Here is a 16951-nt window from a genome sequence, read left to right as displayed (position 1 = left end):
GCCGGTGGGGGCCTCGGGGGTCCCCACCGGCCGGGTTGTCACGCGGTGCGCTTGTACTTCTTGACCGAGCTGTCCTGGGCGATCGAGTCGGCGCCCTTCTGGCACTGGTCGAGGAACTCCGCCGGTCCGATCCGCCCGCTGAAGAACTCGCCGCACGCGGCGTCGACGAGGTTGCGCTCCAGCTTGCGGTAGTAGTTGTTGTAGACCCAGTTGAAGCCGTTGGCGCCGGAGGCGTCCAGCGCTTTCACCACGGTGCTCAGCCCGTACGGCAGTTCGACGCCGTCGGTGGCGCCGGCGACCACGGTGAGGCTGGAGACCTTCTTGGTGAAGTCCTGGGCGCCCTTCTTGGACAGCATGGTCCGGAAGTATTCCAGGCCACCGGCGACGTTCTTCGCCTTCGCCGGCACCATGAACGGCTCGCCGGCGGTGCCCCGGACCGCCTCGAACGGCAGCTTGTCGCCACTGCCCAGGCTGGGCGTCGGCTGGACGGTCATGTTGAACCCGGCCGGCGTGACGTCCTTCTGCTCGCTCTCCAGCCAGGAGCCGCAGGAGATGAAGGCGGCCTTGCCCTGGCACCAGGCGGTCTGCGACTGCTTGTGGTCCAGGCCGGGCGAGCCCTCCAGGATGTACTTGTCCTTGACGATCTGGTGCCAGGCGTCGGCCGCGGCCTTCATCGCGTCGGACTTCCAGGCGTTCGGCTCCAGGTTGTCGATCGCGGTGGCGACCGACGGCCCGCCGAACTTGATCGCGGTGGCGATCAGCGGCCAGCTCATGTAGCGCGGGTGCAGGCCGGCGTACGTCCAGGGGGCGATCCCGGCGGCCTTGATCTGCTTGCACAGCGCGATGTGGTCGTCCCAGGTCTTCCCGTACGACCAGTTGCGCTCGCCGAACAGCTTGGTGGAGTGCCAGATGCCGTAGACGGTGTAGGTGTAGTTGAACACCAGGAACTTGCCGTCGTACGAGCCGACCTCGACCGCGCCGGGCAGCAGGGTGTCCTTGACGGTCTTGCCGGGGATGTCGAGGCTCGGGGCGGCGAGCAGCTCACCGAGGTCGGCGAGGGCGTTCTGCGAGACCAGGCCGTTGAAGTCGATCTGGCCGGCGCCGGAGTTGTTGACCACGTCCGGCGGGGTGCCGTCGACGAAGCGCGGCTGCAGGGTCTTGCTGATCTCCTGCGTGGCCGAGTGCTTGATCTCGGCCTTCGGGTACTTCTCCTTGTACATGGCCTCGTGGGCCTTGGCGTACTCCTCGCCGAAGCCGCCGTTGAAGATCACCACCTCGAGCGGCGCGTCCTCCTTGACCCCGAGGGGGTTCTGCTCGCTCTTGGTGCCCTTGTAGGTGCCGCCGTCGGCCTTGTCGTCGCCACCGCCGGTGGCGCAGCCGGCGAGCAGGCCCGCCGCGGGGGTGGCCAGCAGGCCGGCGGCGGCGGTACGCCGCAGGATCTCACGCCTGTTCATGAGCTCTCCTCGGTTCGGGTGGGGCGGATCGCCGCTGACATCCGGTGGCGTCCGCCGGTCGAGGCACGTCGATTCTCTTCAGTTTGCCTGTTGTTGCTGAAGAATTTCTACGGCAGGAGCGCGTCGACTTCAAGACCCGGCAGCCGATCCGTTATCACCACCGGCCGCACCGCGTTGGCATAGCCTGAGCGCATGCGCCGCCTGGGCCAGCTCGCGGAGCGCACCCCGGCAGGGCGGGAACGCTACGTCGACCTGCTCCGCGCGCTCGCGATCACCATGGTCGTCGCCGGCCACTGGGGCGTCACCGTGATCGGCCGGGACCCAGCCGGCCGGCCGACCGGGCACTCCGCGCTCGCCGACCTGCCGTGGGCGTACCCGCTGACCTGGCTGGCCCAGGTGATGCCGGTCTTCTTCCTGGTCGGCGGCTATGCCAACGCGGCGTCCCTGACCCGCCACCGGGCCCGCGGCGGCGACGGGGCCGGCTGGCTGCTGGACCGCAGCGCCCGGCTGGTCCGCCCCACCAGCGCGCTGCTGCTGGTGCTCACCGTCGGCGCGGCGCTGGGCCGGCTGCGCGGCACCGACCCCACCCACGTGCGCACCGTGATCTGGTTCGCCACCATCCCGCTGTGGTTCCTGGTCGCCTACCTGCTGGTCGTGGCTCTCACCCCGCCGATGTACGCGCTGCACCGCCGCTACGGGCTCGCCGTGCCGCTGGCGCTCGTCGCCCTGGTGGCGCTGGGCGACCTCGGCCGGCTGACCGGGCCGGCGACGCTGGCCGCCGGCAACTACGTCTTCGGTTGGCTGGCGGTGCACCAGCTCGGCTTCGCCTGGTACGACGCCCGCACCCCCGCGACCGGGCCGCCGTCCGGGCCGTCCGGGCCGTCCGAGACCGCACCGCCCGACCCGGCAGAGACGGCCCTCCCACCGTCGGGGTCCGACCGGCCGGGCGTACGCCGGCGACGCCTGCCCACCTCCCGGCCGACGGCGTTGGCGCTGCTGGTCGGGGGCCTGGCCGCGCTGATCCTGCTCACCGTCGTCGGGCCGTGGCCGGTGGCGATGCTGAAAGTGCCCGGGGAGCGGCTGGACAACGCCTCGCCGCCGAGCCTGGCGCTGCTCGCCCTCGCCGCCGCCCAGCTCGGGCTGATCCTGCTGCTGCGCGCCCCGGCGCGACGCTGGCTGGGCCGGCCCCGACCGTGGCGGGTGGTGATCGCGGTCAACCTGGTGGTGCTGACGGTCTTCCTCTGGCACCTGACCGCCGCCGTGCTGCTGATCGGGCTGCTCGACGCCGTCGGCCTGCTGCCCACCCCACCGGTCGGCTCGGCCGCCTGGTGGGGCTGGCGGGTGCCCTGGCTGCTGCTGCTCACCGTGGTGTTGGCCGTGCTGGTCGCCGTCTTCGGCCCGATCGAGACGCGCAGCGCCCGGCACCGCACCGGGCGGCGGATTCGCCGGGCCGGCCGGGTCCGCGCGGCGCTGACCGTCGCCGGGTACGCCGCCGTCATCGGCGGGCTGCTGGTCAACAGCGCCACCCCGAAAGCCGCCCCGGAGCCGCTCGGCACGCCCGTCCCGGCGCTGGTGGCGTACCTGGCCGGGGCGGGCGTGCTGCGGTTGCTCAGGTCTGGGTGGGGAAGCCGAGGTTGACCCCGCCGTGGCGCGGGTCGAGCCAGCGACTGGTGACCACCTTGCCCCGGGTGAAGAAGCGCACCCCGTCCTCGCCGTGCGCGTGCAGGTCGCCGAAGAGGGACGACTTCCACCCGCCGAACGAGTAGTACGCCATCGGCACCGGGATCGGCACGTTGATCCCGACCATGCCGACCTCCACCTCGTGCTGGTAGCGGCGGGCGGCGCCGCCGTCGTTGGTGAAGATCGCCGTGCCGTTGCCGTACGGGTTGGCGTTGACCAGCTCGACCGCCTCGTCGTACGAGCCGACCCGGACGACGCTGAGCACCGGGCCGAAGATCTCGTCGGTGTAGATCGACATGTCCGGGGTGACCCGGTCGAACAGGGTCGGGCCGAGCCAGAAACCGTCGGACTCCCCGTCCGGGGTGACGTCCCGGCCGTCGACCACCGGCACCGCGCCGGCCGCCACGCCGGACTCCACGTAGGAGCGGACCCGCTCGGCGTGCGCGGCGGTGACCAGCGGACCCATGTCGCAGCCGCGCCGCCCGTCGCCGGTGCGCAGCCCGGACATCCGTTCGGCGATCTTCGCGACCAGGGCGTCGGCGACCGGCTCGACCGCGACCAGCGCCGAGATCGCCATGCACCGCTCCCCCGCCGAGCCGAAGCCGGCGTTGACCGCCGCGTCCGCGGCCAGGTCCAGGTCGGCGTCGGGCAGCACCACCATGTGGTTCTTCGCCCCGCCGAGCGCCTGCACCCGCTTGCCGGCCATCGACCCGCGCTGGTGCACGTACCGGGCGACCGGGGTGGAACCGACGAACGACACCGCCCGCACCGAGGGGTGGTCCAGCAGCGCATCGACCGCCTCCTTGTCGCCGTTGACCACGTTGAGCACGCCGTCGGGCAGGCCCGCCTCGGCGAACCAATCGGCCAGCAGGAGCGCGGCGCTCGGGTCCTTCTCGCTCGGCTTGAGCACCACCGCGTTGCCGCAGGCCACCGCCACCGGCACGAACCACAGCGGCACCATCACCGGGAAGTTGAACGGCGAGATCACCGCCACCACGCCCAGCGGCTGCCGGAGGCTGTACGAGTCGACCTCGGTGGAGACGTTCTCGCTGAAGCCGCCGCGCAGCGCCGACGGGATGCCGCAGGCGTACTCGATCACCTCCAAGCCGCGCTGCACCTCGCCGGCGGCGTCCGCGAGCACCTTGCCGTGCTCGGCGGTGATCACCTGGGCGAGCCGGTCGCGGCGGGCGTGCACCAGCTCCCGGAAGGCGAACAGCACCGCCGTGCGCTTCGCCAGCGACGCGTCCCGCCAGGCCCGTGCCGCGCGCTCGGCCGCCTCCACCGCGGCCGCGACGTCCGCGGCCGAGGCCAGCTCCACCTCCCCGGTACGCCGGCCGGTGGCCGGGTCGAAGACGTCCCCGCGCCGCGGGGAGCCGCCGGAGACCCGCTTGCCGTCGACGAAGTGCCCGATGACCGTCACGTCGTCCGTCCCGCTCATGCCGCCACCTCCGCCGAGGCGCAGGAGCGGATGGCGTCGACGAGAATGGCCAGCCCCTCGCGGGCCTCGTCCTCGGTCAGCGTCAGCGGCGGGCCCATCCGCAGCACGTTGCCGTGCAGGCCGCCCTTGCCGGCGAGCAGCCCACCGGCCCGGCACGCCTCGAAGACGCGGGCGGTCAGCGCGGGGTCCGGCTCGGTGCCGCCCGGCCGGACGAACTCGACGCCGAGCATCAGCCCCTTGCCGCGTACCTCGGCGACGCAGTCGAGACCGGCCACGGCGGCGCGCAGGCCGTCGGCGAGGATCGCGCCGGTGCGGGCCGCGTTGGCCTGCAGGTCGTGGTCGCGCAGGTAGTCCAGGACGGCGTTGCCGGCGGCGGTCGAGATCGGGTTGCCACCGAAGGTGGAGAAGCTGATCGCCGGCACCGACTCCAGCACGTCGGCCCGGCCGACCACGCCGGCGAGGGCGAAGCCGTTGCCGACGCCCTTGGCGAAGGTGAGCAGGTCCGGGGTGACGCCGTGCGCCTGGTAGCCCCAGAAGTGCTCGCCGGTACGCCCCCAGCCGGTCTGCACCTCGTCGGAGATCAGCAGGATCCCGTGCTCGTCGAGGACCTTCTTCCAGGCGGCGAAGAGCCCGTCCGGCGGGGCGACGAAGCCGCCCACGCCCTGGATCGGCTCGGCGATCAGGCAGGCCACGTCGCCGGCGGTCTGGGTGGCCAGCACCTCGCGCAGGTCCTCCACCGCCGCGTCGATCCGGTCGGACTCATCCAGGCGGGCCAGCAGGCCGCGCAGCCGCTCGCCGGAGTGCAGCCAGGCCACCTGGAGCGGGTTGAGCGCGCTCGCCGTCCAGCTCCGGTTGCCGGTGACGCCCATCGCCGCGTACGACCGGCCGTGGTAGCTGTTGCGCACCGCCAGGATCTGGTGGGAGCGGCGGTGGTTGGTGGCGACCAGCAGGGCGGCCTCGTTGGCCTCGGTGCCGGAGTTGGTGAAGAAGACCCGGGCGTCCGGGATGCCGGAGAGCCGCGCGATCTTCTCCGCCAGCTCCACCTGCTGGCGGATCAGGTAGAGCGTGGAGCTGTGCACGATGCCGGTGCGCAACTGGCGCTCCACCGCCTCCCGGATCTCCGGGATGTCGTAGCCGATCATGTTGGTCAGCACGCCGCCGAAGAAGTCCAGATAGCTCCGGCCCTGCGCGTCGGTCACCCGGCGACCCGAGCCGGACACCAGCTCGATCGGTTCGGCGTAGTAGAGCGGCATCCAGGACGGGAGCACGGCCCGGTGTCGGGCCAGCAGGTCGTCGGAGGTCATCGTCGCACCCTTCAGCGGCGGCGGATTCGCGTTCCCCGCACGCTTCCACCACCCGGCGACAGGGACAACTGTCACTGTGTAGCGCAGCCGGGGTGGCGGCCTGACACCGCGTCAACCTGCTCGGTGCGGTTTCCGGAGCCGACCGCCTCCTTCGCAATCCTTTCCGGTGGACATCTGAGCGATCCACGACCCATTCCGCAGGGCGGCGGCCGGCTGGACCGCTCGCCCTACGCTGGGCCGGTCCCCCGGGTTGCAGGAGGTCCGACATGCGGCTGGCGCAGACCATCGCGGAGCTGGAGCGGACGGCCGCCCGGGAGGTGGGCCGGGGCAGCGAGCGGCTGGCCGTACCGGCGGCCGGCGGCCTGCTCGCCGCCGCCCGCTCGCTCGCCGCGACGCCCGACGCCGCCGTCCTCACCGGGTTCTACATCCCCGCCGCCGACCCGCCCGCGGCCGAGACCGACGGTCCGATCGGGGCGGTCCAGCTCGCCGCCGCGCTGCGGGCGCTCGGCGGCGAGGTCCGGCTGGTCACCGACGCGCCCTGCGCGCCGGTGGTCGCCGCCGCGCTCGGGGCCGCCGCACCGGACGTGCCGCTGGACGTGGCGCCGGTCCAGGGGTACGACGAGTGGGCCGGCAGCGTCCTGCCCCGCTACGCCGCGCTGTCGCACCTGATCGCCTGCGAGCGGGTCGGCCCCTGCCTCGACGGGTGCCCGCGCAACATGCGGGGCGAGGACATCGGCGCCCACACCGCGCCGCTGGACCGGCTCTACGCCGCCGGTTCCGCCTACCGGATCGGCATCGGCGACGGCGGCAACGAGCTCGGCATGGGCCGACTGCCGGCGGAACTGGTGGGCCGGGTGGTGGACCGGGGCGAGCGGATCCACTGCGTGGTCGGCTGCGACGCGCTGCTCGTCGGCGGCACGTCCAACTGGGCCGCCGCGGCGCTGGTGGGTGCGCTGGCGCTGCTGCGCCCCGAGGTGCCCGCCCTGCGCGACCTGCTCCGCCCCGACTGGTCGTACGGCGTGCTGACCGAGATGGTGACCCGGGCGGGCGCGGTGGACGGCGTACGCCGGCGGGCCGAGGTCAGCGTCGACGGCCTGGACTGGCCCGCGTACGCCGAGCCGCTGACCCGGATCGCGGAGCTGGTCGCCGCGGCGGGTTGACCGGCGGGCGTCGGTCTCAGGTGGTCGCGCGGCGCTCGGCGGCGGTCGGACGCGGCCGGGGCCGGGCGCGCGGGGCGCCGGCCGCACCCTCCGGCGCGGGCCGGGTCGAGGGGTCCGGCGCGGGCCGGGTCGGCGCTGCCGGGGCGGGGCCGGCCGACGGGTCCGAGAGGGCGCCGGCCGGGGCGGGTTCGGCGCGGCGGCGGCGCGGCAGGTGCAGGGCGGTGGCCAGCAGCGCGAAGGCGGCCCAGCCCCCGGCCAGGGCGACGACCGGCGACCCGTCCTGGAGATGGTGGTAGGCGGTGAGGAACCCGACCAGCGCGAGGCTGTTGCGGGCGAAGTGCCGGCTGAAGTCGACCAGTTGGCGACGGGCCTCGACGGCGACCAGCACGCCGGAATAGGGGAAGGTCACCACCATCCCGCGCAGCAGCTGGCCGAGCAGGCCGGTGAGCACCGCCCCGGCGAAGATCACCGCCAGCTTGGCCGGGGCGGGGAGGCTGTCCCCGCGGGCGTCGACCGGCCGCTCCGGTGGCGCGGCGACCGCCCGGGCGCGGCGGCGCAGCACCACCATGGCGAGCAGCCAGAGCGCCAGCGTGCCCGCCAGGGCCGGCCCGAACGGCACTGGGACCGCCAGCAGGCCGGCGCTCAACGCCACGTAGGCGGCGATCCCGGCCAGGTCGGCCAGGAGGATCGGCCAGCGCAACCGGTGGTGGGTCAGCGCCACGGTGACGAAGAAGAGGTTGAGGCCGAGCACGCCGAGCAGTTGGGCGCCGTCGACCCGGTGGTCCGTGGTGACCAGGGCCAGCGTCATCGGCAGCGGCAGGCTGTAGACGAACGCCCGCAGCCGCACCGAACGGATCACGCTGACCGCCCAGACCACGGCGGTCACCAGGAGCACGGCACTCCACGTCATGGCTGGCCCATCTCCGCTCCACCGCCCGCCGGCGCGGTCAGTCCTCGAAGGTCGCGACGTTCGCGCACAGGTCGAACACCCGGGTGAGCCGGTCGATGTCGGCGCGGTTGACCGAGAACTGGTTCTCGCTGATCTCCCCGTGCGCGCTCATCCTGGCCTCCCAGCAGCTCGAGCCGTCCCAAAGTGTCAGATTGACGTGCAGGTGCGGGCTGACGACACCCAGCGGCAGCAGGCCCACCCGGACCCCGGCCCGGCGCTGCTTCTCCACCAGCTCGACCAGCTGGTCGGAGAGCGTGGCGTAGGCGAAGACCCGGGTGATCCGCACTCCGCGCGCCAGGGCCGCCAGGTTCGCCTCCCAGTAGCGTCGCCCGATCTCGCTGCGCCACCAGCTCAGCTCGCCGCTGGCCCGCGGCGCCAGGTTGGTCAGCCCCCGCAGGCTCCGGGTGCAGTCCCGGGTGGCGCCGATCAGGTCCTCGTCGTCGTCGCCCCGCCGGACCACCCGCCCCGTGGCGAGCTGCTCGGCCTCGATCCGGAACTGCTCGTAGCGGCGCTGCGCCTCCTCGGCGACCCGGGTGCCCGGGTGCCGCTCGACCGCCTCCCGGACGGCGACGACGATCTCCGGCGCGCCCTGCACCAGCCAGGGTGGCCCGTCCAGCAGCGTACGCAGGTGGAACCGGCGCTCCGCGCGGGCCAGCGAGTCCACCAGCAGCGAGATGGTGATGCCCATCAGCCCGGCCAGCAGCGACTCGACGCCGCTGGCGGCGTTGGTGAGGTCGAGCGTGACGGAGAGCGCGATCGACAGGGTGATGCCGATCAGCGCCACCGGGTCGGTGTGCGCCACCAGCCGGACCAGTCCACTGGTCGACCCGGTACGCCCGGTGGAACGCCGGCGGAGCACGTCGCCAGTCATCGGCAGCCCCCGATCTCGTCGGTGCGCCCAGCGTAGTGCCGATCCACAAGGGCCTCTCGTGGCCACGGCCGTCGGTACGATCCGGATGTGCGGATCGCGGACGTGGCGCTGCCGAACTGCCCGGCCGGCGCGTCGCCCGCGCAGCTCGCCCACGGGGTGCGGGCCTGGGTGGAGTCCCCGCCGCTGCGGGCGCTGGTCGCCCGGTTCGGTGGCGAGTGGCCGACCGGCGACCTGACGGCCGTGCTGGCCGGGCTGGACGACTTCTCCGCCCGGCACTGGGACTTCCGGGGCGGCCGGGAACGCCCCGAGGCGCGGGAACCGACCCTGGACCCCAGCACCGCCGCGCTGGTGCACGCCACGGCCGAGGCGCTCGGCCTGGTCCGTCCGGTGCCGCCGGCCCACCCCCGGTACGCCCACCTGGTGGTCCTGGGCGGGCTGGCGCACGCCTGCCTGCGGCGCGTGGCGTACGCGGCCCACCTGGTGCGGCGCGGGTTGGCGGTGGACGGGGAGGTGGCCGTGCTCGGCAGCTTCCGGCCGCTGTCCGAGGTGGAGCGGGACGTGCTGGCCGGGGCGGGGATCGCGGCCGACACCGAGGTCGACGCCCTCGACGCGGCGGTCCGCGCGGTCCTCGGGGTGGCCGCGCCGGACGAGGAGGACGGGCACGACGCCGGCCACCCGCACCAGTCCTGGTCCGCGCGGACCTACCGGTCGGACGGGCTGCCGCCGGTCCGGGTGCTCGCCGCCCCGTCCAGCGAGCCGGAGCGGCGGCGGGCGCACACGGCGGACACCCAGCGGTTCTGGGCCGGGCACGTCCGGCTCTCCCCCGGCGACGCGCTGCTGATGGTGACCGCGCCGATCTACGTGCCGTTCCAGCACTGCGACGCGCTGCGCACCCTGGCGGTGCCGTACGGCTGCGCGATCGACACCGTCGGCGTCGACCCGGCCCTGCCCGACCTGGTCCGGCTGCCCGAGCCGGCCCTCACCCCGGGGCGCTACCTCCAGGAGATCCGTTCGGCGATCCGCGCGATGCGGGCCCTGTACGAGGTGCTCGGCTGACCCGGGCCGCACCCGGGCCGCCCGGATCAGGGGCCGCTCGGGTCGGGGCCGCTCGGATCAGGGGCGTCCGGCGTCGGCGTGCAGGGCGAGTGCCGTCCGGGTCGCGGAGACGAAGTCCCAGAACAGCGGCCGGGTGCTGTGCTTGCGTCCGTCCCAGGTGTTGGTGCCGAACATCGCCTCGCGCAGCGGCGTGGTCAGCTCCAGTTGCGCGCCCGCCCTCGACGCCGTCCGGTTGCAGATGTTCCGCGGGCTGGTCCCGTCGATGGCGCGGTTGACCCGCCGGGCGACGGTGATGTCCACCTTCGCCAGCTCCCGGCGCAGCAGGTCCCGCAGCCTGGCGTCCAGCCCGCCGATCACCACCGCCTCGGCCCCGGCCGGCGCACCGGCCTGCCGGGTCGTGCAGCCGTGCAGGGCGACGGCGTGGTGGACCGCACCGCAGATCGACTCCGCCCACGGGTCGTCGCAGTTCACCGAGGTCACGTGCAGGGCGGCGTTGCCGGAGCCGAGCAGTCCCTCGAACATCCAGTAGTGGTGCAGGCCCTTGCCGTCGGTGCTCGGCTCCAGGGTCGCCGGGTGGTAGCCGGCGACCGCGAGGCACAACTCCGACGTGCCCACCTCGATGCCGCCACCGTGCGGCGCGAGGACCGCCGTCCGCGTCGTCCCGGTCGCGCAGCCGGGCGGCTCGTCCGGGGCGCATCGATGGCAGCAGCGCAGGGCGTACCCGACGCCCTCGACGAGGCCCGCGGTGGCGTACAGCTCGGTGTTGGAACCGTACCGGTCGGTGGGGTGCGCGGTGGGCCGGCTCGGGCGGGGACGGTCGGGATCCCCGGTCCGGTCCTCGGCGGAGGTCACCGCGCGGTGTCGGCGACCGCTTGGGCGAAGACCTCGGAGCGGTGCTCGAAGTTGCGGAACCGCCCGTAGCTGGGCGCGGCCGGCGAGAGCAGCACCACCCCGCCGGACGGGGTGAGCTTGCGGGACAGCCCCACCGCCGCGACCAGGTCCTCGGCGAGCTCGGTACGCACCGCCGGCAGCCCGGCCAGCGCCTCGACGATGCGGGGGCCGCTGTCCGGGATGCCGATCACGGTGATCTCCCGCTCGGCCAGGTGCGCGGCGAGCGGGCTGTAGTCCAGCCCCCGGTCGGTGCCGCCGACGATCACCGTCAACGGCCGCCCCTCGTACGCGTCGATCGCGTGCATGGCCGCGTACGGGCTGGTGGCGAGGGTGTCGTCGACGAAGGTGAGGCCGGACGGGTCGGCGATCTCGGTGAGCCGGTGGGCCAGCCCCTGGAACTCGGCGACCGCCACGGCCAGGGTGTCCTTGCGGGCCACCACGTCCACGTCGAGCGCGTCGAGCACGGCCAGCGCCACGCAGAGGTTGCCCTCGTTGTGCCGGCCGACCAGCGGCAGCACGGCGCGCGGGAAGAGCGGCTGCTCGCCCAGGTAAAACCAGGGCGTGCCGTCGGGACCGTTGGCCACGTTCGCGGTGTCCGGCCGGCCGGCGCGCACGGCAGCCCGGTCGCCCAGTTCCACGGCCAGCCGCGGGTCGGCGCCGTTGACCACCACGGTCCGCGGGCCGTACGCCAGCAGGTTGAGCTTGTCCCGGTAGTACTCGGCCTCGCCGCCGTGCGCGTCGAGGTGCTCGGGGAAGAGCGCGGTGACCACGGCGACGCGGGGCGAGTCGGTCAGGTCGGTGCACTGGTAGCTGGAGAGCTCGAGCACGTACAGGTCCGCCTCGGGCAGGTCCAGGGTGGGCACCCCGATGTTGCCGCCGAAGACGTTCGGCCGGTCCACCGCGGCGAGCAGGTGGCTGATCAGGCTGGACGTGGTGCTCTTGCCCTTGCTGCCGGTGACCCCGACGGTCCGCTCGGCGTGGTCGGCCATCCAGAGCGCGGTGCCCTGGGTGATCGTGGCCGCCCGCGCCCGCAGCTCCACCATCCACGGGTGGGTGTTCGGCACGCCCGGGGAGCGGACCACCACGTCGGCGGCGGCCAGCCGGTCGAAGCCGGCCTCCCCGGTGATCAGGGGCGCGGCCTCGGCGAGCGGACCCTCCCAGGGCAGGGTGAGGAAGTTGGCGCTGTCGTCCACGGCGACCAGGCCGGCGGGGCCGTGCGCGGCGATGGCGGTCACGGCGGCCCGGCCCTCGCGGCCGGCCCCCCAGACGGCGACGGTACGTCCGCGCAGGTCAGACAGGCGCACGGGCTCTCTCCTCGGGGGTCTCGACGGCGTGGCACGGGGCACGGTCCGGCGCAGCCGGACACGGCCGGACGAACCAGGGCCTAGTATGGCGTGTGCCCAACGAGCAGCTCCGGCGGATGGACGCCTTCACCTTCCCGTCCTACTCGATCGACCTCGCCACCGGCGAGGCGTTGTTCGACTACAAGCTGACCGGTCCCGACGGTGAGCAGCGGTTCACCGAGGCCATCACCCTGCCGCTGCCCGCCGACCCGCCGTCGGACGAGACCGTGGCCACCCTGGGCCGGGTCCTGGAGCTGCTGCACGTGGTCGCCGGGGTCAGCTACTACAAGGCCGCCGCGCCGCGCCGGCTGGTGCTGCCGGCGCCGCTGGGCGCGGCCGCCGCCGAGCTGGTCACCGCCGTCTACACCAAGGGCCTGGCCGAGTACGCCTACCGCAACCAGCTGCCGCACGTGCTCGAACTGCGCCCGGAGGTGCCCGCCGGCACCGTTTCCCCGGCCCGCGAGTACGACGACTCCGACCGTCGTCCGCTCTCGGCGGTTGGCGGCGGCAAGGACTCCATCGTCAGTCTCGAGGCGCTGCGCCGGGCCGGCTTCGACCCGGTGCCGTTCTCGGTCAACCCGAACCACGTGATCGTCTCGGTGAACGAGGCGTCCGGGCTCGCCCCCCTCGCGGCCCGCCGGCGGATCGACCCGGTGCTGTTCGACCTCAACGCGGCCGGCGCGCTCAACGGCCACATCCCGGTCACCGCGATCAACTCGCTGATCGCGGTCGCCACCGCCGTGCTGCACGGGCTCGGGCCGGTGGTGATGTCCAACGAGCGCTCCGCGTCGGACCCGAACCTGATCTGGAACGGTCACGAGATCAACCACCAGTGGTCCAAGGGCGTCGAGGCGGAGGGGCTGCTGCGGGCGGCGCTGGCCGAGCACGCCGGTCTCACCGAGCCGTACTTCTCGCTGCTGCGCTCGCTGTCGGAGCTGCACATCGCCCGGCTCTTCGCCGGGATCGACCGGTACGACGCGGTGGTGACCAGCTGCAACGCCGCGTTCAAGCTGCGCGACGCGAGCGAGCGCTGGTGCCGCGACTGCCCGAAGTGCCGGTTCGTCTTCCTGGCCATGGCGCCGTTCATGCCGCGCGAGCGGGTGGTGCGCATCTTCGGCGGCGACCTGCTGGCCGACCCGGCGCAGATCCCCGGCTACCGGGAGCTGCTCGGCGTCGACGGGCACAAGCCGTTCGAGTGCGTCGGCGAGGTGGAGGAGTCGGTCGTGGCGCTGAGCCTGCTCGCCGAGCAGGAGCAGTGGCGCGACGCTCCGGTCGTCCGCGCCCTGGTCGACGCGGTCCCGGAGACCGCCTGGTCGGCGGCGGCGTCCTCGGACGTCTTCACCCCCGGCGGCCCGAACTTCGTCCCCGCCCCCTACGCCAAAACCCTCACCGCCCTCGCCTGACCCCCGTCCCCCTCCCGCGCCATCCCCGTTGATCATGACGTTATTGCCGCGATACGCCGCGGCGGACGACAACAACCTCATGATCAACAGGACGACGGGCCCGGGAGGCGCGCGGGTCAGGGGGTGCGGATGGCGTCGAGGGCGAGCAGGGCGACGTGCAGGGAGAGGCAGGCCTCGACCGAGTCGAGGTCGACGTCGAGGATGCGGGCGATGCGGGCCAGCCGCTCGTAGAACGCCGGCCGGGACAGGTGCGCCGCCGCGGCCGCCGCCGACTTGTTGCGGCCCTGTTCCAGGTACGCCCGCAGCGTGCCGAGCAGCTGGTCGCGGGGGTGCCGGGCGTCGTGGGCGAGCAGCGCGCCGAGTTCCCGCTCGACGAAGGTCTGCACCCGGGGCTCGTCGCGCAGCAGGTGCAGCAGCCCGGCGAGCCCGACGTGGGGTAGCCGGAAGATGGCCAGGTCGCGGCGGTCGCGGCGGGCCGCGTCGGCGATCTGCCGGGCCTCGATCAGCGACCGCCGGGCCTCCCGCAAGCCACCCACCCCGGAGCCGGCGGCGACGATCACCGCGTCCGGCGGCACGGCGCCGGCCAGCGCGGGACGGGCCGGGGCGGCGTCGAGCCGGATCCGGCGCAGGGCGGCCGCGAACGCGGTCAGCGCCCGCTCCTCCGCGGCCGGGTCGGGCAGGGCGAGCAGCGCGCCCACCGCCTGGTCGTCGACGGCGCTGGTCAGCCCGGTCAGCTTCGCCTCCCGCAGCGCCTGCCCCACCGCCTCGGCGAGATCCCGCAGCCGCGCCGGGCCGGCCTCCGGGGCCGACTCGGCCGCCACGGTGCTCTCCCCGGTGGCGCCGCCCTCGGCGGCGGGGTCGTCGAGGCGGTGCCGGACCACCACCCCGACCAGGTGCCGGCGTTCCAGCGTGACGCCGAGCGCCCGCGCCCGCAGCGCGACCTCGTCGACCGGGCGGGAGTGGTCGAGCAGGGCGGTGAGCAGGGTGCGGTGGATCTGCCGTTCCAGGCCCTCGGCGTCGCGCCGGATCAGCCGGCCCAGCGCCAGCGTGGAGGCGGCCCGCTCCACCAGGATCGTCAGCCGGGTCGGCGGGGTGCCCGCCGGCCGGCCGCCCAGCGTGGTCCCGGCGGCCAGGTCGCCCCCGCCGGGCCAGCGCAGCAACAGCCGACCCCAGTCCTGCCCCCGCGCGCCGACGGTGGTCACCAGCCAGCCGCTGTCGGAGTCGTACGCGGTGCGACCGGCGGGACGGATCCGCCGGGAGTGCTGCTCCCAGCCGTCCAGCAGCAGCTCGGCGCTCTCCCCCGCCGGGTCGTACGCGAGAACCTGCCGGGACAGGTTCTCCAGCACCACCGGACAGCCGGCCAGCTCGGCGGCCTGCCGGACCACCTCGGCCGGGCCGGCGCCCTCGACCGACAGCTCGGTGAACCGCTGGTGGATCTCCTCGGTGGCGCGCAGCTCGGTGAGCTGGGCGTCGACGATCAGCGCGTGCACCGCCTCGGTGATCCGGACGAACGGGGTGGCCCGGCGCAGCTCGACCAGGGGCAGGCCGCGCCGCTCGGCGGCGGCCGCCATCACCCGGGGCACCCCGCTGACGTACCGGCGGCCCAGCTCGACCACCAGCCCGGAGACACCGACGTCGGCCAGGTCGCCGATGAAGGCGCGCAGCCCGGCGTCGTCGGCCGGCAGCCCGATGCCGGTGGTGAGCACCAGTTCGCCGCCGCCGAGCAGGGTGGCGATGTCGGGCACCTCGGCGACGTGCACCCAGCGGACCGGCGCGTCCAGGCCGGCGTCCCCGGCGACCAGGCGCGGCGCGCCGTGGCGGACCGGGTCCAGGGCGAGGACCTCACGCACGGTAGGGAACACGGGCGACACGCTACCGTCCGTGACCCCGGTCCCGATACCTGCTGCTCAGCGGGGGCGGCACGCCCCCGACGGTCACCAGCTCGCGGTCCAGCCGTACCAGCCATCGCCGAGGGGCCAGAACATCGGCGACTCGAAGGAACCGTTGTGCAGGGAGGGGCTGGGGCCGCCCGGCAGGTAGGCGAAGCCGGCGTCGTTGAAGAAGGCCCCGTTCTCCTCGTAGAAGATGACCCCGCCGGGCACGAGATAGGCAGTTCTGATCCGGTAGCTGGCGACCCGGGCCGGCGCCTCCACCCGGTCGAACCTCGTTGCCGCAGTCGACTCGGGGAGGCGGGCCGCGACCGCCTCGAACGCGCCCCGGCTCAGCTCCCAGCGGGAGTGCAGCGGGGCCCGCGTCACCAGCAAAGCCAGGGTGACGGCCGCCATCACTGGGGCGACGAGCAGCCACCACGGCCACGTGCGGCCGGCACGGTGTGACAACTGCGCCCCGACGGTCCAGAGCACTGCCGCCACGGCGAGCACGGTGAGGCCGATCAACGCGACGATCACCGAGAAGCCAGGAACGCTGAACGCCCAGAGCAGGATCAGCGCCCCGCAGCCCCCGACCGTGTGGGCGGCCCACGCCACACGACGGAGGCTCGCGGCCAGGCTCACGCCGCGACCCTACCGGCCCGGTGGCCGGCCGTGGGGGCTCAGAGCGGGTCGTCGCGGCCCAGCTCCCAGCAGGCCACTGCGGTGGCGGCGGCGACGTTGAGCGAGTCGACGCCGCGGCGCATCGGGATGACCACCCGGGCGTCGCTGGCCTCCATCGCCGCCCGGGTCAGCCCGGCGCCCTCCGCGCCGAGCAGCAGCGCGGCACGGGCCCGCTGGGCGGCGTCGAGGCGCTGGATGGGCACGGCGTCCGGGGCCGGGGTCATCGCCAGCACGGTGAAGCCGGCCGCCCGTACCTCGGCGAGCGCGTCGGGCCAGGGCTCCAGCTTCGCGTACGGGACGGCGAAGACCTCGCCCATGCTGACCCGTACGCTGCGCCGGTAGAGCGGGTCGGCGCAGGTCGGCGAGAGCAGCACCGCGTCCACGCCGAGCCCGGCCACCGCCCGGAAGATCGCGCCGAGGTTGGTGTGGTTGTTGACGTCCTCCAGGATCACCACCCGGCGGGCGGTGGCCAGCACCTCGGCGGCGGCCGGCAGCGGCTTGCGGCGGAACGAGGCGAGCACGCCCCGGTGCACGTGGAAGCCGGTGGCCCGCTGGAGCACGTCCGGGGTGGCGGCGTAGACCGGCGCGTCGCCGGTGTCGAGGTCGGCGAGCTGGTCGACGCGCTTGGCGTCCACCAGGTACGACCGGGCCGGGTAGCCGGCGCGCAGCGCCCGCCGCAGCACCAGCTCCCCCTCGGCGATGAAGAGCCCGTGCGGGGGCTCCCAGCGGGTACGCAGCTCGACGTCGGTCAACGCGCGGTAGTCGGCGATCCGGTCGTCGTCGGGGTCGGTGATCTGGTGGACGGGCACGGCGACGATTCTGCCGGGTGCCCGTGGTGCGGCGGCCGGGG

General features: G+C 74.4%; 14 protein-coding genes. 4 read left to right on the top strand and 10 right to left on the bottom strand.

The window, feature by feature from the left end; genetic code table 11:
- Positions 1–38 precede the first annotated feature (38 nt).
- Positions 39–1454 (bottom strand): N-acetylglucosamine/diacetylchitobiose ABC transporter substrate-binding protein, encoded by a 1416-nt coding sequence (gene ngcE, locus M2302_RS13865; protein ID WP_280838305.1) that lies wholly within the window; start codon positions 1452–1454, stop codon positions 39–41.
- Positions 1455–1646: 192 nt separating this feature from the next.
- Between ngcE and M2302_RS13860 the strand changes: the two genes are divergently transcribed.
- Entirely contained in the window at positions 1647–3092 is a 1446-nt protein-coding gene (locus M2302_RS13860) for an acyltransferase (protein WP_280838304.1), read from the top strand.
- On the opposite strand, the gene M2302_RS13855 is transcribed toward M2302_RS13860, so the two are convergent.
- Entirely contained in the window at positions 3064–4554 is a 1491-nt protein-coding gene (locus M2302_RS13855) for a CoA-acylating methylmalonate-semialdehyde dehydrogenase (RefSeq protein ID WP_280838404.1), read from the bottom strand. The two genes, M2302_RS13860 and M2302_RS13855, sit on opposite strands and share 29 nt — an antisense overlap.
- 14 nt (positions 4555–4568) lie before the next feature.
- On the bottom strand, positions 4569–5876 hold the full coding sequence (locus M2302_RS13850) for an aspartate aminotransferase family protein (protein WP_280838303.1): 1308 nt from the start codon (positions 5874–5876) through the stop codon (positions 4569–4571).
- A 266-nt stretch (positions 5877–6142) separates the two neighbouring features.
- Here M2302_RS13850 and M2302_RS13845 point away from each other — a divergent pair, with 266 nt between their 5' ends.
- Complete coding sequence (locus M2302_RS13845; RefSeq protein WP_280838302.1) at positions 6143–7036, top strand: glutamate cyclase domain-containing protein; 894 nt, start codon at positions 6143–6145, stop codon at positions 7034–7036.
- 16 nt (positions 7037–7052) lie between these two features.
- On the opposite strand, the gene M2302_RS13840 is transcribed toward M2302_RS13845, so the two are convergent.
- Together M2302_RS13840 and M2302_RS13835 are read right to left on the bottom strand one after the other, a co-directional pair.
- On the bottom strand, positions 7053–7946 hold the full coding sequence (locus M2302_RS13840; protein ID WP_280838301.1) for a hypothetical protein: 894 nt from the start codon (positions 7944–7946) through the stop codon (positions 7053–7055).
- 37 nt (positions 7947–7983) lie between these two features.
- Positions 7984–8856 carry a hypothetical protein gene (locus tag M2302_RS13835; protein ID WP_280838300.1) on the bottom strand — a complete coding sequence of 291 codons (873 nt, stop codon included), beginning with the start codon at positions 8854–8856 and terminating at the stop codon, positions 7984–7986.
- Between the two features lie 87 nt (positions 8857–8943).
- Here M2302_RS13835 and M2302_RS13830 point away from each other — a divergent pair, with 87 nt between their 5' ends.
- Complete coding sequence (locus tag M2302_RS13830) at positions 8944–9912, top strand: hypothetical protein (protein WP_280838299.1); 969 nt, start codon at positions 8944–8946, stop codon at positions 9910–9912.
- A gap of 57 nt (positions 9913–9969) precedes the next feature.
- On the opposite strand, the gene M2302_RS13825 is transcribed toward M2302_RS13830, so the two are convergent.
- Together M2302_RS13825 and murD are read right to left on the bottom strand one after the other, a co-directional pair.
- Positions 9970–10764: a poly-gamma-glutamate hydrolase family protein gene (locus tag M2302_RS13825; protein ID WP_280838298.1), complete on the bottom strand. Its 795-nt coding sequence runs from the start codon at positions 10762–10764 to the stop codon at positions 9970–9972.
- Complete coding sequence (gene murD, locus M2302_RS13820; RefSeq protein ID WP_280838297.1) at positions 10761–12107, bottom strand: UDP-N-acetylmuramoyl-L-alanine--D-glutamate ligase; 1347 nt, start codon at positions 12105–12107, stop codon at positions 10761–10763. The genes M2302_RS13825 and murD overlap by 4 nt, the downstream gene beginning before the upstream one ends.
- A gap of 92 nt (positions 12108–12199) precedes the next feature.
- Between murD and M2302_RS13815 the strand changes: the two genes are divergently transcribed.
- Positions 12200–13549 carry a hypothetical protein gene (locus M2302_RS13815; protein ID WP_280838296.1) on the top strand — a complete coding sequence of 450 codons (1350 nt, stop codon included), beginning with the start codon at positions 12200–12202 and terminating at the stop codon, positions 13547–13549.
- A gap of 116 nt (positions 13550–13665) precedes the next feature.
- Here the strand turns inward: M2302_RS13815 and M2302_RS13810 are convergent, their stop codons facing one another.
- The 3 genes from M2302_RS13810 to M2302_RS13800 all read right to left on the bottom strand — a co-directional run bounded on the left by M2302_RS13810 (position 13666) and on the right by M2302_RS13800 (position 16910).
- Positions 13666–15420 (bottom strand): PucR family transcriptional regulator, encoded by a 1755-nt coding sequence (locus tag M2302_RS13810; RefSeq protein WP_280838295.1) that lies wholly within the window; start codon positions 15418–15420, stop codon positions 13666–13668.
- Positions 15421–15483: 63 nt separating this feature from the next.
- Positions 15484–16062, bottom strand: coding sequence for a hypothetical protein (locus M2302_RS13805; protein ID WP_280838294.1), 579 nt, complete (start codon positions 16060–16062; stop codon positions 15484–15486).
- 38 nt (positions 16063–16100) lie between these two features.
- Complete coding sequence (locus M2302_RS13800) at positions 16101–16910, bottom strand: RNA methyltransferase (RefSeq protein WP_088964527.1); 810 nt, start codon at positions 16908–16910, stop codon at positions 16101–16103.
- Between the last annotated feature and the right edge of the window lie 41 nt (positions 16911–16951).

It is taken from the genome of Micromonospora sp. A200 (assembly GCF_029893845.1).
GTDB lineage: Bacteria > Actinomycetota > Actinomycetes > Mycobacteriales > Micromonosporaceae > Micromonospora > Micromonospora purpureochromogenes.
This window is presented reverse-complemented; position numbering and strand designations above follow the sequence as displayed.

Excerpts from the sequence above, each read along its gene's own strand:
- ngcE (WP_280838305.1), bottom strand. The coding sequence starts at position 1,454 with ATGAACAGGCGTGAGATCCTGCGGCGTACCGCCGCCGCCGGCCTGCTG.
- M2302_RS13860 (WP_280838304.1), top strand. The coding sequence starts at position 1,647 with ATGCGCCGCCTGGGCCAGCTCGCGGAGCGCACCCCGGCAGGGCGGGAA.
- M2302_RS13850 (WP_280838303.1), bottom strand. The coding sequence starts at position 5,876 with ATGACCTCCGACGACCTGCTGGCCCGACACCGGGCCGTGCTCCCGTCC.
- M2302_RS13845 (WP_280838302.1), top strand. The coding sequence starts at position 6,143 with ATGCGGCTGGCGCAGACCATCGCGGAGCTGGAGCGGACGGCCGCCCGG.
- M2302_RS13840 (WP_280838301.1), bottom strand. The coding sequence starts at position 7,946 with ATGACGTGGAGTGCCGTGCTCCTGGTGACCGCCGTGGTCTGGGCGGTC.
- M2302_RS13835 (WP_280838300.1), bottom strand. The coding sequence starts at position 8,856 with ATGACTGGCGACGTGCTCCGCCGGCGTTCCACCGGGCGTACCGGGTCG.